Source organism: Streptomyces sp. CS113 (genome assembly GCF_002188365.1).
Classification (GTDB): domain Bacteria; phylum Actinomycetota; class Actinomycetes; order Streptomycetales; family Streptomycetaceae; genus Streptomyces; species Streptomyces tendae.
The window spans coordinates 4989195-5006355 of record NZ_KZ195574.1 but is presented as its reverse complement, the minus strand read 5'-3'; the positions used below and the strand labels follow the sequence as shown (position 1 = coordinate 5006355).

Annotated in this window: 16 protein-coding genes; 10 read left to right on the top strand and 6 right to left on the bottom strand. The window is 68.3% G+C overall.

Annotated elements, in window-relative coordinates; all coding sequences use genetic code 11:
* Positions 1-168: 168 nt before the first annotated feature.
* From B9W62_RS22395 to B9W62_RS22385, 3 genes are all read left to right on the top strand, one after another.
* On the top strand, positions 169-975 hold the full coding sequence (locus B9W62_RS22395; protein ID WP_087812033.1) for a DUF2637 domain-containing protein: 807 nt from the start codon (positions 169-171) through the stop codon (positions 973-975).
* A gap of 113 nt (positions 976-1088) precedes the next feature.
* Positions 1089-1730 (top strand): plasmid mobilization relaxosome protein MobC, encoded by a 642-nt coding sequence (gene mobC / locus B9W62_RS22390; RefSeq protein ID WP_087808841.1) that lies wholly within the window; start codon positions 1089-1091, stop codon positions 1728-1730.
* Positions 1727-3442, top strand: a complete 1716-nt coding sequence (locus B9W62_RS22385) for a relaxase/mobilization nuclease domain-containing protein (RefSeq protein ID WP_087808840.1) — start codon at positions 1727-1729, stop codon at positions 3440-3442. Before mobC ends, B9W62_RS22385 begins: the two co-directional genes overlap by 4 nt.
* Here the strand turns inward: B9W62_RS22385 and B9W62_RS22380 are convergent, their stop codons facing one another.
* Together B9W62_RS22380 and B9W62_RS22375 are read right to left on the bottom strand one after the other, a co-directional pair.
* Entirely contained in the window at positions 3443-3988 is a 546-nt protein-coding gene (locus B9W62_RS22380; protein WP_087808839.1) for a flavoprotein, read from the bottom strand.
* Positions 3985-5256 (bottom strand): helix-turn-helix domain-containing protein, encoded by a 1272-nt coding sequence (locus tag B9W62_RS22375; RefSeq protein ID WP_179236080.1) that lies wholly within the window; start codon positions 5254-5256, stop codon positions 3985-3987. Before B9W62_RS22375 ends, B9W62_RS22380 begins: the two co-directional genes overlap by 4 nt.
* 176 nt (positions 5257-5432) lie before the next feature.
* Here B9W62_RS22375 and B9W62_RS22370 point away from each other — a divergent pair, with 176 nt between their 5' ends.
* The 7 genes from B9W62_RS22370 (at position 5433) to B9W62_RS22340 (ending at position 11746) form a co-directional block, all read left to right on the top strand.
* The gene (locus B9W62_RS22370; RefSeq protein WP_087808838.1) at positions 5433-5873 is read left to right on the top strand and encodes an ATP-binding protein; all 441 of its coding nucleotides are present in this window, start codon (positions 5433-5435) and stop codon (positions 5871-5873) included.
* Positions 5873-7189, top strand: coding sequence for a UDP-N-acetylglucosamine 1-carboxyvinyltransferase (locus tag B9W62_RS22365; protein WP_179235609.1), 1317 nt, complete (start codon positions 5873-5875; stop codon positions 7187-7189). Before B9W62_RS22370 ends, B9W62_RS22365 begins: the two co-directional genes overlap by 1 nt.
* Positions 7186-8424, top strand: coding sequence for a metallophosphoesterase (locus B9W62_RS22360; RefSeq protein WP_087808837.1), 1239 nt, complete (start codon positions 7186-7188; stop codon positions 8422-8424). Before B9W62_RS22365 ends, B9W62_RS22360 begins: the two co-directional genes overlap by 4 nt.
* Complete coding sequence (dcd, locus tag B9W62_RS22355) at positions 8424-8963, top strand: dCTP deaminase (protein ID WP_087808836.1); 540 nt, start codon at positions 8424-8426, stop codon at positions 8961-8963. Before B9W62_RS22360 ends, dcd begins: the two co-directional genes overlap by 1 nt.
* Positions 8960-9496, top strand: coding sequence for a dCTP deaminase (locus B9W62_RS22350; RefSeq protein WP_087808835.1), 537 nt, complete (start codon positions 8960-8962; stop codon positions 9494-9496). The genes dcd and B9W62_RS22350 overlap by 4 nt, the downstream gene beginning before the upstream one ends.
* A gap of 23 nt (positions 9497-9519) precedes the next feature.
* Positions 9520-10608, top strand: a complete 1089-nt coding sequence (locus tag B9W62_RS22345) for a glycosyltransferase family 4 protein (RefSeq protein WP_087808834.1) — start codon at positions 9520-9522, stop codon at positions 10606-10608.
* A 94-nt stretch (positions 10609-10702) separates the two neighbouring features.
* Positions 10703-11746, top strand: a complete 1044-nt coding sequence (locus tag B9W62_RS22340) for a serine hydrolase domain-containing protein (RefSeq protein WP_087808833.1) — start codon at positions 10703-10705, stop codon at positions 11744-11746.
* Positions 11747-11780: 34 nt separating this feature from the next.
* On the opposite strand, the gene B9W62_RS22335 is transcribed toward B9W62_RS22340, so the two are convergent.
* The 4 genes from B9W62_RS22335 to B9W62_RS22320 all read right to left on the bottom strand — a co-directional run bounded on the left by B9W62_RS22335 (position 11781) and on the right by B9W62_RS22320 (position 16813).
* Entirely contained in the window at positions 11781-13547 is a 1767-nt protein-coding gene (locus B9W62_RS22335) for an ADP-ribosylglycohydrolase family protein (protein WP_143665472.1), read from the bottom strand.
* A 4-nt stretch (positions 13548-13551) separates the two neighbouring features.
* Complete coding sequence (locus B9W62_RS22330) at positions 13552-14250, bottom strand: DarT ssDNA thymidine ADP-ribosyltransferase family protein (RefSeq protein WP_087808831.1); 699 nt, start codon at positions 14248-14250, stop codon at positions 13552-13554.
* Positions 14247-15647 carry a UvrD-helicase domain-containing protein gene (locus B9W62_RS22325; protein WP_087808830.1) on the bottom strand — a complete coding sequence of 467 codons (1401 nt, stop codon included), beginning with the start codon at positions 15645-15647 and terminating at the stop codon, positions 14247-14249. Before B9W62_RS22325 ends, B9W62_RS22330 begins: the two co-directional genes overlap by 4 nt.
* A gap of 716 nt (positions 15648-16363) precedes the next feature.
* On the bottom strand, positions 16364-16813 hold the full coding sequence (locus B9W62_RS22320) for a DUF1931 family protein (protein WP_087808829.1): 450 nt from the start codon (positions 16811-16813) through the stop codon (positions 16364-16366).
* Positions 16814-17161: the final 348 nt, after the last annotated feature.

Below are 17161 nucleotides of genomic sequence, written 5' to 3'. Positions count from 1 at the left end.
ACGGGTGTCGTCGCTGCGACGAGTCGTCTCGTACCACGACGATCACCCGTACCTGCTCTGACCAGCCGTGCGACGGGTGCGACGGATCCGCCACCTCGCCGCCCACCAGCCCTCCCCGCTTGGAGCACCCGCTTGCCTGTACGCACCACCGCGACCCCAGCACCGATGATGACCGCCGCGATCCGCCTGGGAGTCGCTCTGGTCGGCACGATCGGCTTCGCCCTCTCGTACGACGCCCTGCGGCAGATGGCAGTGGCCATCCACATCCGCGGAATGCTGACGTACGCCTTCCCCCTCGTGATCGACGGGTTCATCGCCATCGGCGTCGCAGCCCTGCTCATCCTACGCGCCGCCCCCTGGCGCGCCCGCCTCTACGTCTGGGCCCTCGTCGGCATCGCCACCATCACGAGCATCTGGGCGAACGCACTGCACGCAGTCCGTCTCAACCAGGAGAGCGACGCCGCCGGGCTCCACCTGGACGACGTCACCGTCGGCGCCCTGTCGGCCATCGCCCCGCTCGCGCTCGCCGGAGCCGTCCACCTGGATCTCGTCATACGCCGCCACCCCACCGGACAGCACTCGACTGAACCGGTCAGTGCTCAGCGCCACACTCACGTCGAGAACGTGTTGCGGCCCGCTCTGAACACCGACACGGCCGATGCCTCGAAGAACGCGGCACAAGCACGGCCTGAAGTTGTGGCGGAGGACATCGCGGACGTGGCGGACCCTCCGGCCGAAGTGGCTGAGGCGCGTCAGCCCCACAGCCCGATCAAGGGTCGGCATCCCAGCGTTTCCACGGAGACGCTCCTGGCTCTCGGCCGCGCCGCGCCTCTGGGACGCCAAGGACGTATATCCCGCCGCCACGTCGAAGCGGCGATCCGGGCTCAGGGCTACCCCGTCGGTAAAGACCGCCTCGCCGAGATCACCCGCCGCCTGCAGGCCGAACTCGACCGTGCGCCCGAGCGCGTCTCCTAGCGCGCTGACCGGTCGGTACCTCCCGTCATCGCGCTGCTCAGCGAGTGGACAAAGGGCGGAGCCGACCACCCCAGGCACATCCCGTCCGCCGACTCCTAGTAAGGACTGCCCCGATGCACGAAGCCCGACGTGAGCTGCCCGCCGGACAGCGGGAGATGACCACAAGCGTCACCCAGCCAGCAAGGTATGCCGTTGGACCGTCCAAGGGGCGGTCCAACGGGAGTTCCGCCCCGGGGGTGGCGGAGACCCACGGGCGCCAGGGGGCACCCGAGGAAGGACAACGCATCCAGGCCACCCCCGTCGTTCTGCCTCGTGCCGCCGAAACCGCCGCCCTGCACCGCATCGCCCGCCGCCGCAGGCGCAAAGACACCCAGCGCAAGGAGCGCGTCGACGTGCGCTACAGCGTCGAAGAGAAGAGCGCCATCCTCGCCAAGGCCCGGTCGCTCAACATCGCCGGCGCCCACTACGTCGGCGCCGTCGTCATGGCCCACCTCCACGGCGATCTCGCCCTGCCCGGCCAGCGCACCCCGCTGGACGACTACATCGACGAGCTGACCGCCCTGCGCGAGCAGGTCGCCAAGATCGGCAACAACACCAATCAGATCGCCCGGAAGCTCAACTCCGGCGGTCATCCACACTCTGGGGACACCGCCGCCCTCGCCCAGGTCGAACGCACCCTCGGCGCGGTCCGAGCAGCCATCAGCGAGATCGCCGCAGCTGCGAACCAGGCCGTCACCAACAAGGCCGCCCGATGATCGCCAAGATCAGCAGCGGAAAGGACACGGCTGGCCTGATCCGGTACCTGTTCGACACCAAGAAGGCCAGAGACCACAGCGACCCCCACCTCGTCGCCTCCTGGGACGGCTTCGCCCCCGACCCCGGCCGCACGGACGACTTCACCGCCACGAAGCGGCTTCTCGTGGCTGACCTCGACCTCCGCGTCAAGCAAGCCCGCCGACTCGGCCGCGCACCCGAGCGGCACGTCTGGCACTGCTCCCTCCGCGCCGCCACAACCGACCGCCACCTCAGCGACGAGGAGTGGGCCAACATAGCCCGCCGCGTCGTGGCCGCCGCCGGCATCGCGCCACAAGACGACCCGGACGGCTGCCGCTGGGTCGCCGTCCGCCACGCCCCCGACCACATCCACATCGCCGCCACCAAGGTCCGCGGCGACCTCCGCCCCGCACGCCACTGGAACGACTACCTCACCGCCGACCGCGAACTCGCCGCCATCGAGAAGGAGTACGGACTTCTTCAAGTCGTTCGCGGAGACCGCACCGCCGCCAGACGCTCCACTCGCGCCGAGCAGGAAAAGGCACACCGCCAAGGCCGAGGCAAGTCGGCTCGTGAACGCCTGCGCACCATCGTCCGCACTGCCGTGGCCGCCTCCACCAGCACCGAGGAGTTCATCCGCCTGCTCAGCCACACCGAAGGTGTGTTGGTCGAAGCCGTGTACTTCCCCTCCGGCGACGTACGCGGCTACAAGGTCGCCAGCGAAGATAACCTCACCGCCAGCAAGGAACCCATCTGGTACTCCGGCTCCACACTCGCTCCGGACCTGTCCCTCCCCAGGATCCGAGCACGCCTGGAGGCTACCGACCCGCAACCCACCAACCAGCCGAGCAAGCGCTCTCCTCGCTCTCCCAACCCTTGGCACCAGGCCACCGCCGCCACCGAGCGCATCCCCCACCACCTCACCGGTCACGACGATGGAGCCTCCCAGGCCCACCTCGCCGCCTTCGGTGAAGCCCTGGACGTCCTGCCCCTCCTCGCTCCCGCGCCCATTCGCGCCCAGCTCCGTGAAGCCGCTTCCGCCTTCGAGCGCGCCACACGCTCCCGCATCCAGGCCGAACACCACCACGCCCGTGCCCTGCGAAGCGCCACACGTGCGATGCTCCGCGAGCCCGCACCAAGCGACGGTACGGCGCTGGCGATGCTCCTCGATGCCGCGATCCTCGTCACCATCGCGGCCACCCGCTGGCATCAGCTCCGCCACTACGACCAGCAGGTCACCGCCGCCCAGCAGACCCTGCTCCACCTACAAGCCGCCTACGACCAGGCAGCAACCGCTCCCCTGACCGCCCTCATCCGACGCCGACCGCCACAACCGACTGTGGACCCGCACGTCCACCACATCCGTCGGGCCGTCCCCGAGCACTCGGAGCACGTCCTGGCAGATCCCTCGATTGCTGCCCTCACTGCCGCACTCGCCGAAGCGGAAGCGCTTGGGTACGACCCTGAGCGCCTCCTCAGGCAGGCCGCCGACCAACGTGCCCTGGATGACGCCCGCTCCCCCGCAGGGACGTTGGCATGGCGAGTTCAACGCTTCAGCGCACGGCCGACGCCCAACGCACGCGCCCGTGCAGCACAGGCCCGCAGCGCAGCACGGCCCGATGGGACACCCAGCACTCCGGCCCACGAGGCAACCACCGTCTCGCTCCCGCAGCCGCGAGCACATCGGCGCTGATCACGACCGCGCGGACAGCCTCGGGGCAAGCAGCTCCAGCACTTCCTCCCAGCGGTAGCGGTCGGCCCCGCCGCCCGCCTTCGGCCGGTGAGGCTCGTAGGAGCCGACCAAGACACCCATCTCGCGCAGCAGGTCCAGACTCCGTCGGTATGCAGGGTGAGCGGCCTGGGCGGAGTTCAGGTAAGGCAGCACGGCGACCGGTACCCCCATGGCGGGCGCCTCGCACAGGATGCCCAGCGCGAGGTTGTCGGAGATCCCGGCGGCCCACTTGTTGACCGTGTTGAAGGTGGCCGGGGCGACCGCGATCGCATCCGCAGGCCGGCTCGGGCGTGGCTCACCCGGTGACCGCCAGGCCGAGCGAACGGGGCGGCCGGTCTGGGCCTCGACCGCCTCCGTATCAAGGAAGCCGACTCCTTGCGGGGTGGCAACGACGCCGACGTCCCAGTGCCGTTCCTGTGCTGCCGTGATCAGCCGGCCGACGTCGGCGGCGACCCCGGCCGCGCAGACCACGATCTGGAGCAACGGCTTGTCGTGCTGGTCACTCACGCGGGCACTCCCAGTTGGCGGCTGAAGTGGTGGAGCTCGGGCAGCGCCCGGCGACGGTCACGGGCTGCCATGTCGGCAACCAGTTCGCGTACGGCCGGGCGGCGGACGTCCTGTGCCGCGCAGCTCTCGGCGATGCGCAGGGCCTGGTAGCCGTCGGCGAGTCTGCCCTGCTGACTGTAGGCGCGGGCGGCCTCCACCCAGAGCGCGGCCCGTCGCTCGGGGACGGGGATGTGCCGCCGCATGAGGGGGCGAGCGGTTTGGAGGGCGATTCCGGCGTCGCCGAATGAGACAGCCGCGCTGATCTCGTGCAGGGCTACGTTGGTCGGGCTGAAGTTCGCCCAGGCGTCCGGCCTGTCGAATGCGACGTAGCGGGCCACCTCTTTGGCCTCGGTGAGGAAGTCGCGGGTGGTTTCGCGGTCGCCGTTTCTGCTGGCGGCGGTTGCTCCGCGGAGCAGCAGCAGGCCGACCGCTGCCAGGTATCGGGGCGAGCGTCGGTCGTAGGAGCCGCTGAGCTGGTCGACGGTGTGGCGCACCATGTTCACGGCTTGGGCTGTGTGCTTCTCCCGTACGAGCACGTGAGCGTGAACGCGGACGCTGGCGGCGAGGACGACAGGGTCCCCGGACCTTTCCGCCTCGGCCATGGCCCGGCCGGCCGCGAGCCAGGCGTTGCCCTGGTCGGCTCGCTTCAGCAACAGGCTCACCGACGTCTGGTAGGTGGTCGCGAGCAACCCGGATGCCTCCGCCGAACCGGAGGAGCCGCCGGCGACCTGGCGCAGGTCGGCGATCAGGCCCGGCAGGGCCTGCTCCAGTTTCGCGTAGTCGCACGTGCAGAACAGCCAGCGCACGGTCCGCGCTCGCTCCCGCAGCTCGTCGATACCGGAGGAGTCACCGGTGGCGGCGGGGTTCGGTCCCGGCAGCAGGACCTGGATCAGGTCGTGGTGCGCCATGGTTGGCGTCGGCGTTGCCGCGAGCGCGGCGACGCTCGCGGCAAGGAAGGTGCGGCGGTGCATGTCCTCGGTTCCGGGATCGCTGGGGCTGGCGTCGGGGGCAGCGGCGAGGCCGAGGCGTTGCGGTGGGATGTCCAGTACCTTCGCGATCTCGCGCAGCACGCGCACGTCCTCCGTGCCCCTGCCGTTCTCCAGGCGGCTCACCTTCGACTGGTGGTAGCCCAATGCGGTGGCAACGTCCTTCTGCGAGCGCCGCTGTAATACGCGTGCCTGACGGATGACTTCGCCGATCCGTCCGGCTTCACTCTGTGCGTCGGCCATCTGCGCCACGGCCCCTTCTGCCGTCGCCGATCCTGCCTGCTCAACCGAGCGTAACCGAGCATCGATTGGCCGCGATGCAGCTCCTGCATAAGTGATGCGGCCCCGGCACACGGCATGGTCCCGCTTGTCTCCGGAGCGGTTGCCTGGAGCAGCCGCACCGACCCTGGAGGCAGCTCGTGAAAGCGCACCAGTTCGCACTCTCCGTATCCGCCACACCGACCGCGGTCACCGCCGCCCGGCACCGGGCCGTGGACGCGATAGAGGGCTGGGACACGGTGCTGGGCAACGAGGTGGTGCACACCGCCGAGCTCGTGATCAGTGAGTTCGTCACCAACGCGGTCCGGCATGCCGAAGCCGGCCCGGTTTCCCTGTCCGTCCGTCTCGACGAGCAGTCACTGCGGATCGAAGTCTGCGACGACTGCCCGGAACTGCCCCGGCCGGGTCTCCCGGATCCGTGTAGCGAGAGCGGCCGAGGTCTGTTCCTCGTGGCCGCGCTCGCGGATCGATACGGCGTCGAGCCGACGGCGGTCGGGAAGTGCTGCTGGGCCGAGATCGCACTGCCCACCAATCCGGACCATCCGATCGTGTCCCCCCTTGTTGCACAGAGGAGTTGCTGATGACGACCACTCGCGTCCCCGGCGTGGCCGCCGAGGTGATCGCCGTTCGTCCGGGCCCACCGCTCACCGGCACTGTGACTGTCGACGGCTCCAAGAACGCGGCGCTCCCGCTGGTGGCCGCCGCGGCTGCCCTCGGCTGTCCGGTGCGGCTGAACAACATCCCTGCCAACACGGACGTGCAGATTATGCTCGCGCTGCTCCAAGAGTCGGGCTGGCATGTAGCGCAGCCGGTCGGGAAGCCGACTGCGGCGGTGATTCTGCCGACTGAAAACCAGCCCGTGCGCCCCCACCTGCCCCAGGCCGCGCGTATCCGTGCCTCGTACTACCTGGTGCCGGCCCTGCTCGCCCGGCACGGAGAGGCACGGCTGCCGTGGCCGGGAGGCTGCCGGATCGGCGCACGCGGGATGGATCTGCACTTCAAGGTGTACGAGGCATTCGGCGACCGAAGTGTCTTGGGTGACTCCGGATATCGCGTCGAGGCCGCCAGACGTCGCTATGGCACCGTGTCCCTGGTGCTGCCGTTCCGCTCGCGCGGGGCGACCGTGGCCGCCCTGCTTCGAGCCGTCACCACCGGCCGGCCTCTGCGGCTGGGCGAGCCCAATCTCTCGCCGGAAGTGCTGTACGTGCTGGAGGCCCTGCAGGCGGCGGGATGGGAAACCCGGGCCGGCGAGCGCCTGCTCGCCCTCTCGCCGCCCCCCTCGGCACCGAGCGACGCCGCATGGGTAGTGCCGGGAGACAAGGTGGAGGCAGGGACACTCGCCTGTGCAGTCGCCACCACCGGCGGAAGCGCGCGCATCCGAGGCGCGCGAGCCGACGACCTGGGCCCCCTCGTGGCTGCCCTGCACCGACTGGGCATCTCCACCGTCAGCGAGGCGGACACCCTCACCGTGAACGCCCAGGACGGCCGCTTGGCCAGCCGCCCCTTACGGGCCACCGCCTCGCTCAGCCCGGGCGGCTTGGACGCCGACTTCGAACCGCCACTCATGGCACTGGCCCTCGGCCTACCCGGTACCCACCTGTTCGCCGACGCCATCAACCCAGGTCGCCACGGCAATCTTCTGCCGCAGTTGGCCCGCCTCGGGGCGGACATCGAGGAGATCTCCCCCACCGAGTGCCGCCTTACCGGTCCTCAACGGCTGACCGGGACGGGCGTGGAGGCCACCGACATCCGAACCGGATCCGCCCTCATGGTCGCCGGCCTCACCGCCCAGGGCGTCACCACCCTTGGCGGTCTCGACCAGCTCCGCCGCGGCCACGCCGACCTGCCCGGCAAGCTCCACACCCTGGGCGCCGACATCTGCGAGGTCACCCCATGACCACCGACGGGCGCAACCTGCGCCAGATCGTTGCCACAACGGACGTCCACTCCGCCTTCGACAACGCCGCGCCGTTCCTGACCCACCTCCACTCGCTGCGGCCGACTTCCCTCATCGTGGACTGCGGCGACTTCTTCGAAGGCAGCGGGTACTACCGCCTCGCCCGCGGCACGATCGAGCGGGGGATCCTGCTCAGGCTGTACGACGTGCTGGCCCCCGGCAACCACGGCTGGCCCCACTACTTCGAACCCGACCTTCACCGGCGCACTGTCTGCGCCAATGCCGTGGATGCCAACACCGGCGACGCTCTGTTCCGCCGCCTGTACATCGCCGACATCGATGGACGGCGCGTCGGCTTAACCGCTGTGATCGGCCGGCAAGCCTTCCACTCGATCCCGGCTGCCCAGCGAGTCGGCCAATGCGTCACCGATCCCCTGCAGTCCCTGCGCGAGGTGATTCTCGCCCACCACGAGGTGGACAGCTGGGTCCTGCTCAGCCATTCCGGCTTCGACGAGGACCGGAAACTCGCGGCGGCCTGCCCGTTCCTCGACGTGGTCTTCGCCGGGCACTGCCACAGCGATCAGTACGGACCGGTCCGAGTCGACGGCACCCTGGTCGCCAAGGGTCGGGAACTCGCCGACGGCTATGCGATCGCGACACCCGTAGGCACGGGATGGGGTGCCGGCACTACATCCTCCTCGAATCGGGCCCCGAGCCGCTTTCCCATGGAGCTTGCGGATCTGTGCTCCCTCATCGAAAACGTCAAGCAGCAGCTGGCCGCCGTCCTCGGCCCGATCAGTCCGGCGTACCGCCACCAGCCCCTCGACCGGCGCAGCCTGCTCGTGGAGCTCACCGCCCGCCTGCGTACGGCACTCGGGGCAGACGCGGTCATCCTCAACGAGACGGCACTACGTGCGGTCCCGCTCTGCGACACACTCACCCAGGGCGACCTGCTCTCCATCGAGCCGTTCGCCAACCAGCTGGTGCACGCCCACGTACCTGAGCCGGCACGCAGCGGCCTCCGTGGCCTGCTGTCAGGTCTGACCGCCCAGACCGGCCCGCTCGTCACGGCCCCCGATCCCCTGCCGGACGCCATCACCACCGTGCTGACCACCGACTACCTCGCCGACACCTACCTCGGCGGACGCACATATGAGGCCGGCCTGCGCCTGGACCAGGCCGTCCAGCACGTCCTCATCATCACCGCTCCTGTCACCGCGGAAGGAAGCAGCTAATGATCCTCACCGGCCCGGAGATCACCGCTGCCGCTCACGACGGCCGCCTCCGCATCACCCCGTTCGCCGCCGACCAGGTCAACCCCAACAGCTACAACGTGCGTCTGGGCCCCACCCTGATCACCTACACGAGCACGGTCCTGGACCCACACCGGCCCAACCCCACAAACGCAACCAGCATTGGCTCGGACGGGCACATCCTCCAGCCAGGCGAGCTCTACCTCGGCCACACCCTCGAAGAGGTCGGCTCCGACACCTTCGTGCCACTGCTTTTCGGTCGCTCCTCCGTCGGACGTCTCGGCCTGTTCGTCGAGATCACCGCCCCCATCGGCGACATCGGCTTCCACGGCCAGTGGACGCTCATGCTCACCCCGATCCGACCGCTGCGCGTGTATGCCGGCATGGCGATCGGGCAGATCATGTTCTTCGTCTCCACCGGCGCCATCGACCTCTACCGCGGCAAGTACCAGGCCGCCGCAGGACCGCAGCCTTCCGCCTACTGGCGAGACCTCGCCCGACTCCGGGCGGTGGCATCGTGATCCTCACCGGCCCCGCCATCGCCGCCGCCGTCCAGGCCGACGAGATCACCATCGACCCGTACGAGCCCAGCCGCCTCTCCCCCAACGCCTACGACTGGCGGCTCGGCGAAACGATCCGCGTCTGCGACGGCAACCTCGACGCCGCAACCCCCACCGCCTTCACCGAGCAGCCCATCCCCGACACCGGCCTCGTGCTGCGCCCTGGCCTGCTCTACCTCGGCATCACGCTGGAGCGGACCGGTTCGGAGACGTACGCGCAGCTACTGAATGGCGACCGCACCACCGGGTCCCTGGGCATCTGGGTTCACGTCTCGGCTCCGCTCGGACACCAGGGCCATGCGATCCGCTGGACGCTGGAGATCCGCGCCACGCGACCGGTGCGCGTGTATCCGGGCATGACCTTCGGCAAGCTCGTCTTCCTCACCACCTTCGGCACCCCGGCCAGCTACCAGCAGCAGCCTGCCAAGTACGCGTCCACGGAAGGCATCGACATCTCGCGCCTCTACGAGGAGATCGACGGAGGAGCGCGGTGAACGCTCGCTCGGCCACCGGCCCGATGGCCGCCACCTTCCTGGACCTCCCCGTCGGAAGCCCCGGCGGCAGCATCGAGCTCTTCCTCGACCTCTACACCGGACGACAACCCCTCATCCCGGCCCGCGCCTTCATGCTCGCACCACCTGGTCACGCTCCTCGTCCACCCGCCGGACTCAACGTGCTCCCCGTAGCAGGCAAATGCCTGGAAGGAACGGCCTTCAGCCGCTACGTCGCCACCCTGCGCAGAGCACTTACAGCCACGCTCGATCCCACACAGATCAGCGTCCTCCACTTGCAGCACCTCGCATTCGGCGCCACTCCTGCCCTCATCCGCGCTCTGCCCGCGCATCCCCGGATCGCCCTCGTCCACGGCACGGACCTGATCTTCGCCGAGACCCACCGAGACCAGCTCCAGGTGCTGCGCGAGACAGCCAGGGCCGCCGACGCCATCGTGGTCCCGACCAACGCAATGGCCGACCGCCTCCTCAAGCTCGCCCCACAGATCGAACGCCGCAAGATCACCCACATCCCCTGGGGCATCCCCGACCACCTGCTCACCGCACCGCCCGCCCGGCCGGCACGCACCTCCACCAGCCACCTGCGGCTCCTGTACGCAGGACGCCTGACCACCGAAAAGGGTGGCGAGACCCTGATCAAGAGCCTGGCTCCCGTCCCCGGTGTCGAGCTGAGCGTCGCCGCGCCCAGAGCCCAGTTCCACGCACTGGCCCCGCTGCTGCAACGCGCCGGCGTACGAGTCCGCTACCTCGGCTGGCTGCGCCGCCCACAGCTGTGGAAAGCCTTCACCGAACACGACGTACTGGTCATGCCGTCCACCATCCTGGAAGCCATGGGACTGGTCGCACTGGAAGCCCAAGCGTGCGGACTGCCCGTCCTTTACCAGCCTGTCCCCGGCCTCAGCGAGGCGCTCGCCGCTTCCGGTATGACCACCGACTTCACCCACTCCGCCGCACTCGCACGGGATCTCGACCGGCTGATGAAGACCCCTGGGTTGCTGTCCGCCCTGCGCCAGGCGGGCTACGCCAATGCGGCACGCTACCCCCTCTCGGCAACCGCACGATCCCTGACCGACCTCGGCCGACAGCTCACCTGAACCGACCGTCAGACGTCCCGACACGTCACTACCCGAACCGCTCTGCGAACGTCACTACGCTGTCCGACGGGATACCCCGGCGAAGAGGGAGACCATGACGTACGAGCATGACCGCATCGAAGCCCTACTCGACGAGGGGGTCCGCGACAAGGTGTACCCGGGCGCCGTATGGGCCCTCGGCGACGCCACCGGCACCCTCGCCCAGGGCACCACCGGCGTCCTCGACCCCGACGAGCCGGACGTGCCGATGCGCACCGACACCGTCTTCGACGCCGCCAGCCTCACCAAGATCCTGGCTGTCTGGTCCTCCGTCGGCGCCCTGTACGAGGACGGAACCCTCGACCTCGACCAGCCGCTCGGCAGCTTCTGGCAGGAGATCACCGGGCACCCACTCGGAGCCGTCACCGCCCGGCATCTGCTGACGCACACCGCCGGCGTCCCACTGCGAGCCCAGCTGAAGAACCTCTACGGCACCAACCCGGACGACATCCGCCGCGGAGTACTGCACGAGGCACTCCACCGGGCACCCGGCGAAGCCGTCGAGTACACCGACCGAGCCGCCCTCATCCTCGGCTACCTCGCCGAACACCTCTCCGGCAGCCCCTTGGACCAGCTGGCCACCGCCCGCACCTGGCATCCGCTGGGCATGACCGGCACCCGCTTCGGCCCCCTGCCCGCCGACCTCGCCGCCCGCTGCGCACCCACCGAACTCGACCAGGACACCGACACCCACCTCAAGGGAGTCGCCCACGACTTCTCTGCCCGCCTTCTGGGCGGCGTCTGCGGCATCGCCGGCGCCTTCACCGTCCTCGACGACCTCGCCGCCTTCCTCCGGTACATGCTCGCCCCTGCCGCTTCCCAGTTCCGGGCTGGTTTCGGGAGCGAATGGATCACCCGCTCCCTGACAATCCAGACGGGCCGGCTCCAACCTGCTCGCGGCCTGTTCTGGCACCCCGCTCCCGGCACGACCGCCGACGAAGGCGTCTGGGTCCACTACGGCTTCACCGGCACAGGCATGTGGATTTCCCCCACCAAGTGCCGCTGGGCGGTACTCCTGACCAACAAGCTCTACTACACAAGGGAACGTGGCCCGTTGACCGAGGTTCGCAACACCTTCCGTGGGCTCGCCTTGAACTGACGTGGCAAAGCAACCCATCGCGTCCCGGCCGGGTCTACTGCAGGGTTGGGCGAGCGGGCGGCTCGGCGTTGTTGACGGCGACGATCAGGTACGGGTCGATCTGTGCCCAGAGGGCGCCGCCCTCACGTTGCACTGCTCCGTCGAACCCCAGCCTGCGCAGACGCTCCCAAGCCGCTTGGACATCGTCGATGGCAACCCGAAGTTGGACGCCTGGAACGCCCGTAGCGACTTTGCTGGTGTGTGCCTGCCTGATCACGAGATTCTCATAAGAGACCCAGTCGCTTCCGCGGCGGTGCGCGCTCAAACCGAGGGCGGACATGGCCGCCGTCACGCGTCCGATGTCGGCGACGGGCAGATAGGCACCTTGGAGCCGGACCTGGTTCGGTGGCCAGACCGATCGATGCTCGTCAGCCAGCTCCGCATCGGTACGAGGGGCTTCCTCGACACCTTCCGATTCCGCTTCCGCCCGCTGGATCCCGCGGATAAAGAAAAGGTTCTGACCGTCCGTGGTGACGATATGTGTACGTCGCGCCGTCCACTTGCCGGACGTCAGGGTGCCAGCTGCGACCACGCGTGCTTGGCGCCGGTCCGGGAGCAGCAGATCAGCTCGGCTGTCAGCCTTGTCGAGCTTCTCGATGAACCGCGACCGAGCTTCGCCAGCCGCGGCGCGAGAAGGCAGGGACAGGATCGGAGAGACAGGAGTGAGCAGATTCTCGGCCAGCGTGACGAGCAGGGCCGCATCCTGAACAGTTCGCCCGAACGAGCCCAGCCATTCCTGGCCCAGACCTGCGCCGAGCAGGCTGGCGGCCATAGATGCCAGTGTGTCCGTGTCCGCGCCCTCCTGGCGCGCGGGGACACCGATGCCACGCTCCGGGCTGGCGGCCGAACGGGCCGCGAGGTAAATGGCTGCCACCGCGCACAACGTCCCCGACCCACGCGTCTTCGGCCGAGTGAGGCCGTGTTGCTCGAGAAAGGCGGAGGGCGCACTCAGCGCGCCGCTGTTCAGTGAGGACCGTGCGCTGGTGAGGAGATCCTCCACCTCCCGCACGGCGTCATCCCAGCCTTGTTCGTAGCCGCCGGGGAACGCCTTCGCAGCGGCATCCAACCAGTTTCTGTCCAGCCCCTGCCACACCGGTTCCCGCCAGTCCTTCAGACCGTCCAGTGTTGCTTCGACGAGCCAGCCGTAAGCCAATGGCGCAGGTTGCCGCAAACTGGTCCACAGGGCATAGGCATGCACCAAGGCACCCAGCAGGGCTCGCGGGTGCCCGTGTGTCGTCGCGGCGTCGCGGACCACGTCGTGCGCCAGGTCGCCGAAGGAACCCTCGTGGTGGACTATGACGTGCGGCGCGATGCGCATGGCCGCGCCGTTGGCCCCGCTACTGAAGTACTTTTCCTGGTCGTCGGCCCTCTTGCCCCAGGCCGATTCATGCTTCTCCCAGGCGCGGCAGGCACGCTTGACGCTGGCCCCGGCACCACGTTCGTAATCGAGGAGGAAGGGCCACTCGACTCGTTGCAACCAGGTAAGCCAGTCGTCTCCTGCGGTGAGGCGAGCACGAGCCACGGCGATGAGCATCTGTGTGTCGTCGCTGTACTCGCCTGGTCCGATGTCCTCAAGGATCGGGCGGAAACGGCTGCTTGCCGTTCGCTGCCAGGCGAAAAACCGACCCGCGACCTGGCTGAGTGGCGGAAGTGAGCGAGTCCGGTCCCGCCGCTCGTAGGGCCAGCCCATGGCGTCCCCGACGGCTGCTCCTAGCAGCATGCCGCAGGCTCTGTCGGTCCATGGGTGAAGCTCAGCGTTCACGTGTTCACTCTGCCAGAGTTGTTCGGGAGATGTACGGGCTCTCCGGTGGCCGATTGCCGGAGCGCACCGAGCGGCTCAGGACGTACTTGTCGAAGAGCATGGGAGCGACAACCAGAGGTGGCAGCAGAACCGCCATCCCGAACTGGGCATGTCTGAAGTGCTCCAGCTCTGCCTGCTTCTCGTCCCGGACGATGACAGAACGTACGGCGGACAGTGGGATGATCCCGGGTATCTGTATCTCTGCCTGGTCGTCCGTAGGCCACCAAGACGGGTGCCCACTTTCTCGCCGCAGAGTCACCTTGCCGGTCACCGTGGGCGCGAACATGGCATTGAAGCCGTCGGCACCCAGCCGGGCGCCGGCGCTCCTGTCTCGTGCGGAGTTGTAGGGACAGAAGCGTGCGCCGGAAGTGGCGAGCAGGTCGACGTCCAGCGTGAGAACCACCCAGTCCTGAAAATGGCGGTCCCGGCTCGCTGCCTGGGCCAGGTACCAGGTGTTCGGATACTCCACGCTCAGGAAGGTGAACTCCAGTGCGCCGTCCAGGCGCTGGGTATCGGCAGGCCGAAAGGCGTCCGCAGCTGTCTGCAGAGTGGCCACGGGACGTATCTGCCGGGTTTCGAGGATATGGGACAGGTTGGCCGACTTGGTGAGATGGCACAGACGGGTGATACCGCGGGCCCGGGCCTGCTCAAGGACGTCACTCACAAGCTCACCCGCACGTACAGGTCAGACATCTCCTGCGGCAGCAGACCGGTCAGCTTGCTTGAGTGCAGCATGATGAGGTCTGTACGAGCCCGGGTGATGGCTACGTACAACTGCCGGGCCTCGCGCGCCTTGGCCTCGTCGAGGCCGTGAGCCTCCACCTCACTCGGTTTCGGCAACTCGTCCGCATCACAGAATGGGAGGATCACCGAGTCGAACTCGAAGCCCTTCGCCGCAGAGTAGGTCCCGTAAAACACCCCCGGCTCGTCCGTCCACCGCGCAAGCTCACGGTGCAGGCGCTGAATGGGGACACGACCTCGATCGAGGAGAGATCTGAGTTTGTCCTCGTGGACCCGGGTGCGCATAAGAATGGCGACCTGGCGGTCCGCGCCCAGCGCCAGGGCGTTGCTCGCCGCCTGAACGAGCTGTTCTTCCTTGCCCGCGGTCTCCAGGATGGTGGGTTTCGGGCCGTCGGCCGCCGCACCGGTCGGCTGGACCAGATCGACGTCATCCTTGAAGTGCGGCATATCCGAAAGGGACTGGGCGAGTTGGGCGACCTGACGGCTGTTGCGATAGTTGTGGGCGAACTCCACGACATTTGACACATGAAGGCCCAGGGCACGCCAGGACATCCGGCTCCCGTAGATCTGCTGCGCGTAATCGCCGAAGAAAGTCAGTGATCCGTCGCTAGGAATGGCCGCTGCCAGGCTTCGAATCATCTCGGGTGTAAAATCCTGGCCCTCATCGACGACGACATGCCGGTAAAGCCGCTTGGTGGGATCAACCTTCAGGGCGCCCAGGACCGTCGACGCCATGTTGTCGAAGTCGTACTCGTACCCGGCTTCGGCACGCAACTGTACGTACCGTTGGTAGACCTCGAAGACGACTTCACGATCGGGTTGCTGAAGTGGCCTGCCCCGGCCAACCCGACGAGCACGGCCTTCCACATACGTCTGCTGGTCGACTATGCCGTGCCCGACCATCCAATGCAGCTCATCCAGGAAGAAATCGAGCGGACGGTGAATCACGGCCCGGGAGGGGTGGCGCTCACGAGCCTCCCCCAGCGCCCGCTCAACCATTTGCTTCTTGGACTTGCATATGCGCACCGGCGCTTTGGTGCGATGCGCGAGATAGCCACGCGCGAAGGTGTGGTAGGTCTCGATCTGCAGGTTCGTAGACGCGGCGCTCATACCCCTGAGGTAGGTTACGAGAGCCTTGTTGAAGGTGACCAACAGCGTGCGGCCTCCGATACCCGGGGCCGTGGCCAGATAATGAGCCCGATGGACCGCCATCGTCGTCTTGCCGCTGCCCGCCGTGCCCAGAACGACGCAGTGACCGCGTTCGTTCAGGAAGACGACGTCCCGCTGGTGACCCTTCGGGTCAGGTAACGAAAGCCCCATCGCGCCATTATGACGCGTCCATGGCCACTTGGTACAGATGATCCACGGACCGGTCCCTCAACTGGGCCTCCACCAACCGACGAAGCCGCAGCCCTCTCCGCTGGAGCTCGCGCCCTCGGCGATTAGGCAGCTTGGCCCGGGGGGGGTGGTGCATAGCTTCGTCCAGCCCTCGCGCGGGCTGCTGACGACCGCGGACTGCCGCCCCGCAAGCCACACCGCGGCACCTGCCCCGTGGCCAGCCGATCACTTTCGAGGGCACATCCAGGGCACATGAGCCCAGGAAACGGCGTTAACCCGCGAGAACTACCGGGACGACTTTCCGCAGGTCAACGCGGATTCTATCGAAAATACCCAGGTCAACGCCCCGCCGCCTTCAATCGCTGCACAAGTGGCAGGACGTCTCATATCGGCCGCACGAGGCGGCACACGGGCCGTACTGCTCGGTGTGGCCCTGAGCTGGCGTTTCCCCTGGCTGGGCGGGCCCTGCCCCAGATACGGCGGCAACAGCCCGAGGCAAGCACCGCCAGCGCTTACTCCCCGCGGTAGCGGTCGGCCCCCTCGCTCCTTGGCCGGTGAGGCCGGCCTGGGCGGAGTTCACGTACGGCAACACGGCGCCAGCCGGACAACGTGCTCCGCCAAGCCGTCGCCTCGGCGGTACCGGTCAAGGACCACGGGCAGTCCCGGCCGTGGCCCGCGCCGCCTGTTCCGGTCGCCGCTCACAGCAGGAGGTCGAAGACGGCTCGGGCCTCGTCCCAGTGCTGGGTCTGGGGGTTCTTCAGGTCGGGGTGGAGGATCTTGAAGCTCTGGCCAAGGGCGAGGCTGAGGCCGCCCACGATGTCGGGATAGGCCGCCTCGGTCTCCTCATCGGGCGTGCGGTCCAGAGCGGGATGGGTGGCGAGCTGCTCCAGGATCGGTTTGATCTCCACCTCCTGGTCGATCTTCCGGAAGCGGTGAATGCTCTCCTGCAAGCCCTTCGTGATCGGCAGGTCACAGGTACGGATGATGTCGCGCCCGTTGGCCTTGGCCGTGGCCTGGGCGACGGTCAGCAGATCGTAGAGCTTGGCGTCGACGAAGTCGCTGTAGCGCTTGAGATCGTTCTTGTCGACGTTCAGCCCTGCGGCCGCGCGAAAGAACCTCTCGAATCTGGCGATGGACATCACTGTCATGACGCAACCTCCGGCTGCGGGGGACGGCTGATTCCCGACCCGTGGGCTGTCCAGCCAGCCTGGCCGACGGGAGCGCGTGAACGCATGCGCATGCCGGGCCGAATCAGGCTCGTTGTCTCGCCCTGCCAGGTCCATGCCTCCCGATCGCCGGGGTTGTCGGACGGACGTGCGGGGCGGGAGAGCCGGGTGGGCAGCAGCCGGGGCCGGCTGACGCGGTTCATCCCGCCCACCAGCCGTTACGACACCGGGCGGGGCCCAGCGCTGTCGCCTGCGCAGGCCGGCGGTACGGCGGGCAGGAGCAGGCGGCGTCGGCGTTACCCCGGACGCGTCTGCGGGAACTTGGGGTCG

What these genes read in the sequence shown, in the direction of transcription:
- B9W62_RS22395 (WP_087812033.1), top strand. Translation starts at nt 169, where the DNA reads ATGACCGCCGCGATCCGCCTGGGAGTCGCTCTGGTCGGCACGATCGGC.
- mobC (WP_087808841.1), top strand. Translation starts at nt 1,089, where the DNA reads ATGCACGAAGCCCGACGTGAGCTGCCCGCCGGACAGCGGGAGATGACC.
- B9W62_RS22385 (WP_087808840.1), top strand. Translation starts at nt 1,727, where the DNA reads ATGATCGCCAAGATCAGCAGCGGAAAGGACACGGCTGGCCTGATCCGG.
- B9W62_RS22375 (WP_179236080.1), bottom strand. Translation starts at nt 5,256, where the DNA reads ATGGCCGACGCACAGAGTGAAGCCGGACGGATCGGCGAAGTCATCCGT.
- B9W62_RS22365 (WP_179235609.1), top strand. Translation starts at nt 5,873, where the DNA reads ATGACGACCACTCGCGTCCCCGGCGTGGCCGCCGAGGTGATCGCCGTT.
- B9W62_RS22360 (WP_087808837.1), top strand. Translation starts at nt 7,186, where the DNA reads ATGACCACCGACGGGCGCAACCTGCGCCAGATCGTTGCCACAACGGAC.
- dcd (WP_087808836.1), top strand. Translation starts at nt 8,424, where the DNA reads ATGATCCTCACCGGCCCGGAGATCACCGCTGCCGCTCACGACGGCCGC.
- B9W62_RS22345 (WP_087808834.1), top strand. Translation starts at nt 9,520, where the DNA reads ATGGCCGCCACCTTCCTGGACCTCCCCGTCGGAAGCCCCGGCGGCAGC.
- B9W62_RS22340 (WP_087808833.1), top strand. Translation starts at nt 10,703, where the DNA reads ATGACGTACGAGCATGACCGCATCGAAGCCCTACTCGACGAGGGGGTC.
- B9W62_RS22325 (WP_087808830.1), bottom strand. Translation starts at nt 15,647, where the DNA reads ATGGGGCTTTCGTTACCTGACCCGAAGGGTCACCAGCGGGACGTCGTC.
- B9W62_RS22320 (WP_087808829.1), bottom strand. Translation starts at nt 16,813, where the DNA reads ATGACAGTGATGTCCATCGCCAGATTCGAGAGGTTCTTTCGCGCGGCC.